The 14,200-nt window shown below is 40.8% G+C and carries 14 protein-coding genes; 8 read left to right on the top strand and 6 right to left on the bottom strand.

From position 1 onward, the window contains the following. Nucleotides 1-44: 44 nt before the first annotated feature. Nucleotides 45-1,019: an MDR family oxidoreductase gene (locus ACNKW3_RS17500; protein ID WP_427400622.1), complete on the top strand. Its 975-nt coding sequence runs from the start codon at nt 45-47 to the stop codon at nt 1,017-1,019. 89 nt (nt 1,020-1,108) lie between these two features. After that, the gene (locus ACNKW3_RS17495) at nt 1,109-2,152 is read left to right on the top strand and encodes a mechanosensitive ion channel family protein (RefSeq protein ID WP_427400621.1); all 1,044 of its coding nucleotides are present in this window, start codon (nt 1,109-1,111) and stop codon (nt 2,150-2,152) included. Here the strand turns inward: ACNKW3_RS17495 and ACNKW3_RS17490 are convergent, their stop codons facing one another. Then, entirely contained in the window at nt 2,153-3,229 is a 1,077-nt protein-coding gene (locus ACNKW3_RS17490) for a helix-turn-helix domain-containing protein (protein ID WP_427400620.1), read from the bottom strand. A 247-nt stretch (nt 3,230-3,476) separates the two neighbouring features. Between ACNKW3_RS17490 and ACNKW3_RS17485 the strand changes: the two genes are divergently transcribed. The 5 genes from ACNKW3_RS17485 (at nt 3,477) to ACNKW3_RS17465 (ending at nt 7,541) form a co-directional block, all read left to right on the top strand. Then, nucleotides 3,477-3,707 (top strand): ribbon-helix-helix domain-containing protein, encoded by a 231-nt coding sequence (locus ACNKW3_RS17485; RefSeq protein WP_427400619.1) that lies wholly within the window; start codon nt 3,477-3,479, stop codon nt 3,705-3,707. After that, entirely contained in the window at nt 3,708-3,998 is a 291-nt protein-coding gene (locus ACNKW3_RS17480; RefSeq protein ID WP_427400618.1) for a type II toxin-antitoxin system RelE/ParE family toxin, read from the top strand. A gap of 261 nt (nt 3,999-4,259) precedes the next feature. Next, entirely contained in the window at nt 4,260-5,093 is an 834-nt protein-coding gene (locus ACNKW3_RS17475) for a DUF2306 domain-containing protein (RefSeq protein WP_427400617.1), read from the top strand. 136 nt (nt 5,094-5,229) lie between these two features. Then, nucleotides 5,230-6,060, top strand: coding sequence for a hydroxypyruvate isomerase family protein (locus ACNKW3_RS17470; RefSeq protein WP_427400639.1), 831 nt, complete (start codon nt 5,230-5,232; stop codon nt 6,058-6,060). 716 nt (nt 6,061-6,776) lie between these two features. After that, a complete protein-coding gene (locus ACNKW3_RS17465) occupies nt 6,777-7,541 on the top strand; it encodes a hypothetical protein (protein ID WP_427400616.1) in 765 nt (254 codons plus the stop codon). 24 nt (nt 7,542-7,565) lie between these two features. Here ACNKW3_RS17465 and ACNKW3_RS17460 read toward each other — a convergent pair whose 3' ends face one another. Further along, on the bottom strand, nt 7,566-8,315 hold the full coding sequence (locus ACNKW3_RS17460) for a hypothetical protein (RefSeq protein WP_427400615.1): 750 nt from the start codon (nt 8,313-8,315) through the stop codon (nt 7,566-7,568). Nucleotides 8,316-8,334: 19 nt separating this feature from the next. Further along, nucleotides 8,335-8,823: an RNA polymerase sigma factor gene (locus ACNKW3_RS17455; protein WP_427400614.1), complete on the bottom strand. Its 489-nt coding sequence runs from the start codon at nt 8,821-8,823 to the stop codon at nt 8,335-8,337. Between the two features lie 258 nt (nt 8,824-9,081). On the opposite strand from ACNKW3_RS17455, the gene ACNKW3_RS17450 reads away from it, so the two are divergent. Beyond that, a complete protein-coding gene (locus ACNKW3_RS17450; protein ID WP_427400613.1) occupies nt 9,082-10,668 on the top strand; it encodes an ABC-F family ATPase in 1,587 nt (528 codons plus the stop codon). Nucleotides 10,669-10,714: 46 nt separating this feature from the next. On the opposite strand, the gene ACNKW3_RS17445 is transcribed toward ACNKW3_RS17450, so the two are convergent. Genes ACNKW3_RS17445 through glyQ form a run of 3 tightly spaced genes read right to left on the bottom strand, consistent with a single transcriptional unit; the run spans nt 10,715 to nt 14,188 of the window. After that, a complete protein-coding gene (locus ACNKW3_RS17445) occupies nt 10,715-11,161 on the bottom strand; it encodes a hypothetical protein (protein WP_427400612.1) in 447 nt (148 codons plus the stop codon). Between the two features lie 18 nt (nt 11,162-11,179). Then, the gene (gene glyS / locus ACNKW3_RS17440) at nt 11,180-13,261 is read right to left on the bottom strand and encodes a glycine--tRNA ligase subunit beta (RefSeq protein ID WP_427400638.1); all 2,082 of its coding nucleotides are present in this window, start codon (nt 13,259-13,261) and stop codon (nt 11,180-11,182) included. Between the two features lie 6 nt (nt 13,262-13,267). Then, a complete protein-coding gene (glyQ, locus tag ACNKW3_RS17435; RefSeq protein WP_427400611.1) occupies nt 13,268-14,188 on the bottom strand; it encodes a glycine--tRNA ligase subunit alpha in 921 nt (306 codons plus the stop codon). Nucleotides 14,189-14,200: the final 12 nt, after the last annotated feature.

The following is a 14,200-nucleotide window of genomic DNA, read 5'->3' as shown; positions in this document are numbered from 1 at the left end:
TATACATGTATCGCTTTCTTTATGCGAATCCAACGGAGGTTTAGATGCAAGCGCTAATTATCGATAAAACACCAGACTATGAAGTATCTGTAAAACAGGTAGATCCGTCAGAACTACCTGACAATGATGTGCTGGTGGATGTCGAGTACTCAACGCTAAATTATAAAGATGGCCTTGCCATTACCAACGCAAGCCCAATTATTCGAAATTTCCCAATGGCGCCAGGTATCGACTTTGCCGGTACAGTGGTTGAGAGTAAAGACGACCGCTTTTCAAAGGGCGATAAAGTTGTATTAAATGGTTGGGGCGTAGGTGAGAGATACTGGGGCGGATTGTCGCAGCAAGTCAAAGTTAAAGCCGATTGGTTAATTCCTTTGCCTGAGACTATGTCGACTTGGGATGCCATGGCTATAGGTACCGCAGGCTACACCGCTATGCTTTGTGTAAATGCATTAGAAAATAATGGTGTTTTACCAGAATCTGGTCCCATTTTAGTAACGGGTGCCACCGGCGGTGTAGGTAGTATTGCTGTAGTTTTGCTCGCGCAAAAGGGCTATCAAGTTACCGCATCCACAGGTAAAGAAAAAGATCACGCAACTTTAAAAGAGATGGGAGCATCAGAGGTCATATCCCGTGATGAGATTTCATCTCCGGGTAAACCGTTACAAAAAGAACATTGGGCGGGTGTAGTGGATGTAGCCGGTAGTCATACCCTAGCAAATGCCTGCGCAGCTACCAAGTATGGCGGTGTTGTAGCGGCTTGTGGCCTAGCGCAAGGTATGGACTTTCCCGCTTCTGTAGCGCCTTTTATTCTGCGCGGTGTAACCTTAGTCGGAGTGGACAGTGTTTATCAGCCTTACGAGAGAAGAATGCAGGCATGGCAAGCCTTAAGTGACGCTAATATCACAGATTTTTTGAAAAAGAATACCCAAGAAATTGAACTAGAAGATTGCCCTGAATATGCCAAGCAACTTATTGATGGCAAAATTAGTGGACGCTTGGTCGTTAAGGTTGGCTAAAAAGTTGTTGATAATGGTCTTTTCTTCGAGCGCTAAGGTATTAATCTTAAGGTAAGAAAAGACCAGTTTTGGCAAAAGGAAAAAGGACTATGCCGCTAGATCAAACAACTGATGCGCTCTTTGTTGACATGAATAACATGATGGCAAATTTGTTAGAGCGGTTACCATCGATTGGTGTTGGATTAGTTTGCTTTTTGGTGCTGTTCTTTTTAGCCGGCCCAATTTCTCGATTCCTTATCAAACCTATAGATTATTTGAGTAAAAGCGAGCTTATTCGCATAGTCACAAGGCGCGCCACCAGTTTTTTTGTGATCATGGTAGGCGTGTATATCTTCCTGCGACTGGCGGGACTGACTGAGTTTGCCATTGCCCTTATCAGTGGTACTGGATTACTCGGTCTGATAGTGGGCTTTGCTTTCAAAGATATCGCTGAAAACTTCATCTCAAGTATTCTTTTAAGTGTGCAAAAGCCGTTTAAAATTGGCGATGTGGTTGATGTAGCTGGGCACACGGGTGTTATTCACCAGGTTACCGCTAGAGCTACTACGCTGGTAGATTTTGATGGGAACCATATTCAAATTCCCAATGCGACTATATATAAGAACGTGATTAAGAATTTTTCTGCCAACCCTAAAATGCGCGGACACTTTATCATTGGTATTGGGTATGAATCTCAGGTGTTAAGTGCGCAGGCTATTGCCATGGATGTTATGGCTAACCATCCTGCTGTGCTTGCTGATCCTGAACCGCAAGTGTTGTTAGATAATCTTGGTTCGAGTTGTATCAATTTAAAGTTGTACTATTGGATAAATAGCGAACAACACTCTTTGCTAAAGGTCTCTTCAATACTTATGCGAACAGTGATGCGCGCTTTTGAATCCAATGGCATCAGCATGCCTGATGATGTTCGCGAACGTATTTTCCCTGACGGTATTAACGTTAGATTGGTGAAAGATGACGAGTTCGCTGAGGTGGGGGTTGAACCGCAAAAAGAGGCGCCTAAACTTGATGAACCGCAAGAGCAGATATTAGATTTTGAACAGCATTTGGATGATACCGAAAGTGATGCAAACGACATTCGCAAACAAGCTGCTCAAGCACGCTCACCTGAACAAGGTGACAATATTTTATAATTACCCGGCCAAAATAGCTGAGTGGCTGTCTTGGTTAAGTCTAAATTCACTCGGCGTGCACTGATATTTAGCTTTGAAAGCACGATTGAATGAGGTGACTGAGGAGAACCCGCTTTCCAAGGCGATAACAAGCACTGTCCAATGCTGGGTTTGTTTGTCTATGAGTAACTGAAGCGAATGTTCTAGGCGTAAATGATTTATATAAGCATTGAAATTTTTCGCGCCAAGATCATTGCGAATTACTCTGCTTATTTTGTATTCAGACTCGTCCAATTTAGTCGCTAAATCCAACATTTTTAAATTGGGCAATAAATATAACTTCTGTTCAGCCATTAGAGTATTTATAGCCTTAGCCAATACTTCGTCTTTCTGAATTTCGTTCGATTGCTGAGCGTTTGTGGATTCGACGCTTTGCTGTTTGGTTTCTTTTCTTCTCCACCATAAAATTCCTTGAGTGCTAAGTAAAATAAAGCTTGCTGAAAAGGTTACCAGCCAAGGGAATATTAGAGTGTATTGGCTTTCCGATAAGAAAGATTTCGCAAATATACTGCATAAAAATACCCCTGAACAAAATGGTACTAAAAACAAAATTCTTTGGACTCTTTGAGGTTTATTAACCTGATTAAACCCTTTTATAGCCTCCCAAAAAGTTAAGGCTAGAACGGTAGATGATAAAAGGGTAATAGTTTCGCCTATAAATCGACTGACGACCCTCAAGAATTGTCCATGATCTGAAATAGTGGCGAGGCTTAATTGTATTAATTGACTGCTAATCACCAAAACGGCGATCAAACCGGCAAACAACAAGTGTTTTCCTTGAATTGACTTCTCTCCAGAAAACATAGAACGCGCTACTAGCCAAATACAATTGCAGGTAGCACAGGTACCTACGCCAATAAGATATTGCATGGGACCTAAACTCTCAGCACTCAATTGCTTAACTGCAACCATCACCATAGATCCGCAAAAAATCGCAAAAAAGATATGCTCTAAACGTTTATTTTTGACCGTCAATTGAATCAGCATTAGCGTTAAGCTCATTAGCAAGAGGGTGAACTGAGCGGTCGTTATGGACATATGCAAACTCATTTTGGCGGTATAAATTTAGTCTACGACATTGTGTAGTTTATAAGCAAATTAACAATGTTAGGGAATGTTTCAAATGAACTCCGTCGTTGGGTTGAAAATCGCAACCCAAAAAGATCGTCATTGCGATGAAAATCGCGACCTCCTTGATAAAGGCAATAAAATTAAAGTTAACCAAGATTAATAAACTCCATTGGTGTAATATTACACCAGTCTAAATCTTGAAGGATAAAAAATTATGCCTCGTCAAAGTATCACTCTCACAGATAAAAATGATGCTTGGCTTAAAAACCAAGTTGAAGAAAGTGGAGACTACGCTAACAAAAGCGAGCTTGTTAATGATTTGATTCGCCGGGCTAGACGCGCAGAAGTCATTAATCGAAAACTAGCTCTTGCAGAATCCAGCGGTTTTGTTGACCAGTCTCCTGCTGAAATGCTCAGTGAGTTCAAAAAAGATTTAAATCGATAAATGGCATTTTACAATTTATCTCAGAATGCAAAGGAAGACCTAAGGCGAATTTACTACTATGGTGTTGCAGAGTTTGGTGAACTGCAGGCAGATAAATATTTCTGGGGCTTTTTTGATATCTTTGAAAATATCGCCCAAAATCCATCGGCATATCAAGCTGTCGATCATATTCGAATCGGTTATAGACGATGTGTTTATAAGGCAGACACAATTTATTATCGCTTGGATCAGGATAATAGAGTTGAAATAGTGGCCATCATTGGAGGCCAAGAAATTGATGAATGGCTATAATCTCCATACACTCTGGCCAGATAGCATTAAATTAAATTCCTGCCCTTCTAGCTACTTTTTTATTACTGACAACCACAAAATAACAATAGCTAGGTCTCCGACGTTAATTGGCTACGATCAAAAACATCAATACAAAACATAGAGAGTCGTTTTTTTATCAAGAAACATGGCTTTTTTACTCTCAAAATCCGAATTTGATAAGCCAAACTCACCTAATAACACCATGATAAATGCTCACTTTGTATAAATGGAGAGTTTATCATGCAGTCTATCTCGCAAGTTGGTGCTGTTAGCGTAAAAACAACATCAAGCTATTTAAGTTTCGTCATCAAACTTTGGGCGTTTGTTGCTTTAATAGGACAGTGGATGTTTGCTGCATATATTTTAATTCAGTTTGCACTGCCTTTTTTCAGCGGGAGTTTATCAAGCGAAAACACTCAACATATGATTCGAGGGATCGTTGAGGGAGATACATCGGGAAATGCCATATTAATTTCTCATCTATTAAGTGCACTCGTGTTAAGTACTAGCGGTATTTTACAACTCTTTCCATATATACGAATTCAATTCCCTTTATTCCATAAATGGAATGGTAGACTATTTTTAGTGTTAGGTATTATGGGGGCTTTAACCGGTTTATATTTAACTTTGATAAAAGGCTCCAGACTCAGCGATATAGGTGCAATTGGTGTTTGTCTTAATGGCATCTTGATACTGATTTTTGCGGCATTAGCTTGGAAATATGCGTTAAAAAAGCAATTTCAAAAACATATGAGATTCGCTATACACACTTTCATTTTGGTAAATGGAGTCTGGACCTTCAGGCTTTATATGATGGGGTGGTATCTGGTTAACCAAGGACCAAACGGGAATAACGCGACTATTGACGGACCAGCTGACCTGATAATGTCCTTTGCTTGTTACCTTTTGCCTATGGCAATGGCTGAAGTGTATTTTTGGGCACAAAAACGAAGAGACAGAAAGTCTTATTTCGTAGTGAGTACTACAGCAACCATTGGATGTGCGATAACCATAGTTGGCGTTGTTGCCGCTACCATGATGATGTGGTGGCCAAGAATAAGTGCAGGATTGTAATAGCATTACCAAAGTCATTAATTGATGTTTGTTAAAAATAGGTTAAAGTGGGCCGGTAAATTTGATGTATAAAGGAGCCGTCATGGATCGTCGAAGTTTATTAAAAGGTGCACTTGTAAGTTCAGCATTGGTCGGCATGCCCGTCTCTTCGGTTATCGCAAATAGCGCAAAATCTTCCAATGGAATAGGCAAGCTAAAAGGTAATATTCACCATTCAGTGAGCCGGTGGACTTATGGTCATTTATCCATTGAGGAACTTTGTCAACTAGTAAAGTCCCTTGGGTTTTCTGCCATTGATTTAGTGGGCCCAAGCGATTGGCCAGTGCTTAAAAAACATGGCATAGATTCATCTATGTGCAACGGCGCTGAACTTAATTTGGTAGATGGATGGATTCATCCCGAGTTTCATGATGAGCTAACCGAACGTTATCTACGCCATATCGATTTAGTTGCCGAAGCTGGCTATAAAAACTTGATTTGTTTCAGCGGTAATGCCCGAGGGATGAGCCCAGAACAAGGCTTGGAAAATGCCACAAAAGGCTTACAACGAATTCTTCCCCGTGCTGAAGAAAAAGGGGTGATCATTCAAATGGAATTGTTTAACAGCAAAGTGAATCATCCTGATTATATGGCTGACAATTCTGCTTGGGCTATTGAGCTTTGTAAGCGCTTGGGCTCAGAGAATTTCAAACTGCTATACGATATCTATCATATGCAAATCAGCGAAGGGGATATCATCAGAACCATTCAAGATAATCATCAATATTTCGGGCATTACCACACCGCTGGCGTACCGGGTAGAAATGAAATTGACGACACCCAGGAACTCTATTATCCCGCCATCGCTAAAGCGATTTATAAAACCGGCTTTAAAGGCTACTTGGCCCAGGAATTCGTGCCAACACCTGAAACCAATGAGGGCAAAGTGGCGTCACTAAAACAAGCTATTGAGATTTGTGATATCTAAATGATCCAGTTATCGGGCGGTTTTATAGTGCATATCCTATACGTAGAACTAAATAAACAATACATGTGTTTTTTAGTGTTTATTTTGATTCATTTGGAATAGGTATTTTTCTTCCGCAGGACATTTATCCGTATGTAGTTGGTTTTTTCGGTGGTATATGTCTTTATGCATTCGGTTGGTCTGTTAAATTCATAACTAAACAGAAGTTAGATTTAGGGTAAGCTTATGCGAGAAATGAGACGATCTGACAAATGGTATCGAGGAGCGGTTTGGCTTCCGTTGTATTTTGTCTCGATTCTTTTATTGTCGACTTTTAATGCATTTATTTTAGTTGTCTCCTTTGTATTGATTATGTATTTGTTAGATCTGTTTTTAGATTTTTTATTTAAGCAATTCGGCAATACTACCAAAAGAAAAATTATTTTATTTCTTACTTTGTGGACAATTGAATTGACTCTATTTTTCATTATTATGAAAATTTAGCGATATTAGGTTTGTTTAAATAGAACGGAGCATTTTACAAAACAAGCGATTGATACCTCCTTAAAAATTTATGTCTCTCAGTCCTGTGACCCCAATGCACGAGACAATTCTCCAAAAAAAGCACGTGAAAATCTAAACCAATTTAAGTCCTAAGTATTTGACAGATTCCTAAGTTGTCATCAGGATAAGAATAATTAACCCCGACTCCATTATTGCAAAGGAGATGCTACCTAATGATTATACAACGGATTGTAAAAGCGCTGCGCCAACAAGATTGGATTACTGTAGCGATCGAAATGTTTATTGTGGTATTCGGTGTTTACCTCGGTATTTTGCTAGGCAACTGGAATGCAACCAAACAAGACAAGGCGCTTTATAACGAAGCGCTGGATAGGATGATGAATGACCTTCAGAACAATGTATATCTACTAGAGGAAGTAATAGTCGATTTAGAGGAACCATTACGAATCGTGCAATTAGCAATTGATGACTTGCGAAACTGCCGAACGAGTGAAGAGGCAGTTGATAGAGTGCAAGCAGCGTTTAAACCCATAGGCGCAACCAAGAGTTTCGACACTAACACGATTTCCTTAGAGCAGTTCTTAAACAACCAAAGCTTCTTGCCCTTTCAGTCATCTCAAATGCGTAATCGGTTACTTAAACTGCTAGTGTATCTCCAAACTGCAAATCAAGAGTCTTATAGGATTTCGTTGCAATTGTCAGATTTTTTTATGGATGAAGGGTTAACGAAAAAGGGACCATTGATTTACGACGGGCCGAAGGAAATTGTGGATGTTATTTTAAGTGGAGAATCCCCAACGCCAGAGTTAGTGCGACCTCGACTGTTAAATGTTCCTCTATCTGTGGCGTGTAAGAATGATAGTTTTGTCACTGAGTTTTACGTGTGGGAGGACAATGCTTACTACCAGTCCGTGTTTTCTAGCATCATAGCAAAAAGGCTTAGAGGAGACCTTGAAGCACTTGGTTATCCAATGTAAACCGTCGGCAACGGTACCTGTCGATTACCGATTTCGATAAAGCAAAAAGGCACTCATTAAAAAGCCAGCAGCGCTAATTAGGCTAAACAGGGTAACAACCAAAGCTCCCTGAGAGTCACTTATGCTGCCGGGTAAGGTTAACTCTGACAAGGCGGGGATCAACAAAAAGGACAGGGCATTCAATAGCATTATTATACTTGCTGGTTTACTTCGTCCTCTACACCAAAACAATGCCAAGATGCTTAACACCAAGGAAACGTAATAAACTAGGTTTATCGTGTTGTCTGGTTCGCCAATGATACCTACAGCTAGATTTATCCAGAAGGTCAAAAACACTAGCCCTATATAAATGGCATAGGCGAATCTGGTGCCCCATTTGTTACTTTCTTTGATAAGCAACAACAGGAGCATTCCCGCGCCAAAAATGAGTCCACCCATGACTAAAAAATCGAATACTGTCCAATTTACTTCGCCACTTATTTGCATGGCAGAAAAAGGAATACAAAGGAGTAAAAATGTGATCACAGCTAACATAGCAATTTGTTTTTTAAATCGGCTTTGAATCTTGGTTAAGGTAGTTTTCTGGGCAATATCACTATTATCCAATTCAAACTTAATTTCTGGTAATGGAGAAACTTTAGCGGCCAGCTGAGCGGCCAATGCATGATCAGTTTTTGCTATTTGCTCCAAATAAGATCGCGTTTGCGCACTGGCTTCGTCAGCCTGATAGAGTAAAATTAAATCGTTAATGATGGCTTTGTCTAACTGGGTCATACTATTTCCTACAAAAACCTTAGTTTTTTTGGTTATTCGACGTATTCAAACGCTCACTCAAGAATTGGCGGGCTCTAAATACTTTCACCTTCACTGCGCTTTCCGAGATAGATAAGATAAATGCAATTTCACTTATCTTTGCGCCACTCATACTTAAGCTAAGCGCCGTTCGAGCTTCTAAACTCATGTGCTGCATATAGTTGTGTAGCTCACTTAGCTGATCTTTTTGAAACGCTTGATGTTCCAATAACTCGGACTGCTCTATTGTTTCTTCAAGATGACGCTTAGCAAGATTGTCTTTATTCTGTATCTCAAGAAAAAAATTGCGGGCAATTTTGAATAAATAAGCCTTAGCGGTTTCCCCACGAATGGATTGACCACTGCTTATGGCTCTGGCAAAGGTTTCCGCGACTATGTCTTGGGCGAGCTCTTTGTCGTGACACAAAAAGCAAGCGAAGCGGAAAATATCCTTCGACAGTGATTGGTATAATTGCTCGAATTCTTTCATTTAAATACAGCGTTTATTGATATTAGTGATAAGGCCGAGAAAGGTTACATAGGAATATAAAATAAATTTGTACCTGTTTTAAAAAGGATTATTCAGAACATTAGAATCAAGGTTAGCTTATTAGCAATGTTAAGTCTTAGGGGCAGTATTAATTTTAACCATTTTTTCCTCGACAATTCGCCTCTGTTTCTTTATATTGCGCGCCCTTGAGACCTTATCTTGAGTCTACTTCAACTTTTAAACTTCCTAGGATTTGTTTTGATTACTACCGCCAATATAACGATGCAATTTGGTTCAGCGCCATTATTTGAAAATATTTCAGCTAAATTCGGTAATGGAAATCGTTACGGCCTAATAGGTGCCAATGGCTGTGGAAAATCTACTTTGATGAAAATCCTCAGTGGCAAACTAACCCCAACCGCTGGCAATGTATCTATGCCGCCAGGCACTAAGTTGGGTATTTTGAACCAAGACCAGTTCGCCTTTGAAGAGATGAGCGTAGTAGACGCCGTAATCATGGGTGACCGTGAATTATGGGAAGTGAAAAAACGTCGCGACGAAATATACTCACTTCCTGAAATGAGCGAAGAAGAGGGCATGGAAGTGGCCAATCTAGAAGTACAGTTTGCTGAAATGGACGGTTACACAGCAGAATCTAGAGCCGGCGATATTTTATCTGCCGCTGGTATCGAAGAAAGTTATCATTTTGGCTTAATGAAAGAAGTAGCGCCCGGTCGAAAAGTGCGTGTACTTTTAGCTCAAGCTTTATTTGCCGAACCTGATGTGTTGCTGTTAGATGAGCCTACCAACAACTTGGACATCTACACCATCAGCTGGTTAGCCGATGAGTTGAACAAACGTAAATCCACCATGATCATCATTTCACACGATCGTCACTTTTTAAATTCGGTCTGTACGCATATGGCGGATATCGACTATGGTGAGTTACGTATTTATCCAGGTAACTATGAAGCTTTTGTTGCGGCATCTAATTTGGTACAAGAACAGTTGCATCATGAAAACGCGAAAAAAAGTGCTGAAATTCAAGAGTTGCAAAGCTTCGTCGCTCGCTTTTCTGCCAATGCTTCTAAAGCAAAACAAGCCACTTCGCGAGCTAAGAGATTAGAGAAAATTGAATTAAATGAAATAAAAGCGTCTAGTCGTCGCAAGCCATTTATCCAATTTACTCAACATAAAAAACTGCATAGATTAGCGGTGACGCTGGAAGATCTAGGGCATGGTTATACAGATACGCCATTATTTAGCAATACCAACCTTTTACTAGAAGCCGGTGCTAAGCTTGCCATTATTGGTGAAAACGGTGCGGGTAAAACCACACTTCTCAAATGTTTGATCAATCAAAATGCCAATCAAGGGACAGTGAAATGGGCGGAAAACGCCGCGGTTGGATATATTCCACAAGACAGTACGGCAGATTTTGCTAATGACATGACAATGTTTGAATGGATGTCCCAGTGGCGCCAGCCAAAGCATGATGATTTACAAGTAAAAGCCATGCTAGGCCGCTTGTTATTCGGTTCTGATGACTTTAATAAACAGGTCAGTGTTTGCTCAGGTGGTGAGAAAAACCGACTATTATTCGGCAAAATCATGCTGCAAGATATTAACGTATTGGTGATGGACGAACCCACCAACCACTTAGATATGGAATCAATTGAAGCGCTGAACAATGCACTGTTGGCGTTTGAAGGCACAGTGATTTTTGTTAGTCACGACAGAGAATTTGTGAATTCACTAGCGACTCAAGTGATTGAGATTGCAAATAACAAAATCACCCACTTTGATGGCTCATACGAAGAGTTTCAGGCGCACATAGCTGCATAATAATGAACTACGGCTCCATTATTGAAAAATGGAGCCGTAGTTCATTTTATATTTTGATGATGGTGAGCTCAGGTTCGTCGTTGTCGGATACGTCAAAAACGAAGCGGTAATTGCCGGTTTCGCTAGGGGTAAATTGCAAGTTAGCTGAATCTGCTGCGCAATAGAGTTCGATTGTGTCATCTAGCTTTAAGGTTTGTTGACCATATTCTACGCCGCAGTTTAAATCATTTGCCCAGCCCGAATCTGCCACTTTGAAGTCATAAGGTTGGCCATCTGCAATTAATTCGATCACAACGGCATATTCATCTAGTGATACGGAGCGAAGTTTAAATGCGTCACTTGCTTCCCACCAATTGAACACGCCGCGTAGGTACATATTAGAGTAGTCTTTGTCGGGTTGTTGAGTGAATATATCTTCAACGTTAGGGGTGGCACAGCCAGTCAGCAGCAATGCCATTGTTCCTACTAAGACAAAGTCTTTTTTAAACATCATTTAATACTAATTCCAGCGTTACACATTAATCACGGAAATGTCAGCCACCGACATAAAGCCTAGGTGCACATTCGCTACTAAATGTATTCTATTTTCCTTAATTAAGGTCTCATCCACCATTATCATCACTTTATCGAAAAAGCCTGAAAGGGGCTGCTCTAGTGATGATAATTGAGTCAGTACGGTCGAATAATCTAAGTCAGAAGACGTTAAGTTAGCTTTTACTTTCTCAAAAGCTTCAAACAATGTGCGTTCTTCGTCATGTTCAAATAGACTAGGATCAACAGACGCGTAACTCTCAATTTTGATATCGTTTTTATTCAAAATGTTGCTAACGCGCTTGTTACCGGCAATCAAACTTGCACCAGCTTCAGATTTTGAAAATTCTGATACCGCCACAACGCGCTTGTTAATATCAGACAACGAGTATCGCTTAGTGACTATCATTACCGCAGTAACGACATCACTACTTATACCTTGCTCGGCATAAAAGGGTTTACATCTGTCTAATAAGAAGCTGACAACTTGCTCTGCGGTATTGGCATTTTTCAGTTTATCGCCAAAGGTGGTAACCACTTTTTCAACCAGGTCTTTAACATCAATATCTAAATTGTTTTCAACTAAAATACGTAAAATACCTATGGCGCTTCTGCGCAACGCAAAGGGATCTTTGTCACCTTTAGGAATTTTATTGATACCAAAAATACCTACTAGGGTGTCGAGTTTTTCCGCTAAAGAAACTAAAACACCTGTCATGCTGGAGGGGAGTTCATCATTGGCAAAACGCGGTAAATACTGTTCTTTAATCGCTTGAGCAACGGCGTAAGGTTCGTTGTCATGCAGGGCATAATAATAGCCCATCACACCTTGTACTGAAGTAAACTCCATAACCATATTCGAGACCAAATCAGCTTTAGCCAGTTTAGCCGCACGAGCTGCGAACTCTAAGGTTTGTTTGTCCAGTGACAAAGACTGTCCGATAATTTGAGTGATTTGTGCAACACGATCAGATTTCTCAGCAATAGTGCCAAGTTCTTTCTGGAACAAGATACTGTTAAGTTTTTCCGCTTTATGTTCCAAAGTGGTTTTTTGGTCAGTTTCAAAGAAGAAACGCGCATCGGACAAACGAGGGCGTATTACTTTTTCATTACCGGAAATGACTTGGGAAGCGTCTTTACTCTCAATGTTAGATACGAACAAGAACTTGCTACTTAGCTCACCGTCAGCGGTCAACAAAGGCACGTATTTTTGATCGTCTTTCATGGTGTAAATAAGCGCTTCTTTAGGCACAGCAAGAAACTCTTGTTCGAATTCCGCTTGCAAGACTACTGGCCACTCAACTAATGAGGAAATCTCTTCTAGTAGGTCTTGATCAAAATCTGCAGTCAGTCCTAACTCAGCTGCTTTCGCTTCTAACTGCTGTTTAATTGCGTCTGCGCGGCTAGCATAATCCACTAACACATACTGAGCTTTCATTTGTTCAGCGTATTTATCAGCGTGAGTAAGGGTAAAGCGATGATCACCGTGGAATCTATGGCCAGAGGCTTGATTTGATGCTTTTATGCCAAACAATTCAACGTCTAACACTTCGTCGCCATAGAGTGCACAAATAGTGTGAACTGGACGAATAAATTCAGCATCTGAGCTTCCCCAGCGCATTGGCTTAGGAATCGGCAATTGTTTAATTGCGCGCTCTAATGCGGCAGTGAGCTCACTATCTAGCGACTGACCAGCGACTTTAGCTTTGTGTAATAACCATTCACCTTTGTCAGTCGTCAGGCGCTCAGCGTCAGCCACTTCAATACCGTTTGATCTAGCCCAACCTTGAGCTGCTTTGGTTGGATTACCATCGGCGTCGAATGCTGCTGCTACTGCTGGGCCGCGCTTTTCAACGATCTTGTCTGCTTGTACGCGTTCGACAGTATGTAATAAAACACCTAATCGACGAGGCGTGCCGTAGGTGGTAAAGCCATCAAAGTTGAAACCTAATTTATTAATTTCGTCGTTTACGTTTTGCGCAAAACTATCAGAAAGCTTTTTAAGGCTTTTTGGTGGTAATTCTTCGGTACCCAGTTCGATTAGTAGATTTTGGTGTTGCACAGACATCTATTGGTTATCTCCATTACAAAGTGGGAATCCTAGGCTTTCTCTCGAGGCGTAGTACATCTCTGCACAAGCTTTGGCGAGTGCACGCACGCGCAGTATGTAGCCCTGGCGTTCGGTTACCGAGATAGCATGACGGGCATCTAACAGGTTAAATACGTGAGAGGCTTTCATTACTTGCTCATAAGCAGGTAAGGGCAGTTCAGCTTCAATAAGTTGCTGACAAGCTTTTTCAAACTGATCAAAACTCTCGAACAGAAAATCCACATCGGCATATTCAAAATTATAGGCAGATTGCTCTTTTTCATTTTGTAAGAACACATCGCCGTAAGTCACTGTGCCAAAAGGACCTTGAGTCCATACCAAATCGTAAATGCTGTCCACACCTTGCATGTACATGGCTAAACGTTCTAGGCCATAAGTAATTTCGCCGGTAACAGGCTTACACTCCAAGCCACCTACTTGTTGGAAATAGGTAAACTGGGTGACTTCCATGCCGTTTAACCAAACTTCCCAACCTAGGCCCCAAGCACCAAGGGTAGGAGACTCCCAGTTATCTTCTACAAAGCGAATATCGTGAACTAAAGGGTCAAAACCTAACATTTTAAGAGAACCTAAGTACAACTCTTGTATGTTGTCAGGAGACGGTTTGAGCATCACCTGAAATTGATAATAATGTTGTAAGCGATTCGGGTTTTCACCATAACGTCCATCAGTAGGTCGGCGGCATGGTTGAACATAGGCACTGTTCATTGGCTCTGGGCCAAGTGAACGTAGAAATGTCATAGGGTGGAAAGTACCTGCGCCTACTTCCATATCAAGCGGTTGAATGATCACACAACCTTGTTGTGCCCAGTAATCTTGCAAGGCTAAAATTAGTCCCTGAAAGGTATTCAAATCGTACTTTTGCTCGGTGTTTTGCATTCGCTTATCGTT

The sequence above is a fragment of the Glaciecola sp. 1036 genome (assembly GCF_050306235.1).
Classification (GTDB): domain Bacteria; phylum Pseudomonadota; class Gammaproteobacteria; order Enterobacterales; family Alteromonadaceae; genus Glaciecola.
Note: the sequence above shows the minus strand (reverse complement) of the source record. Positions and strands in the feature narration are given on the sequence as shown.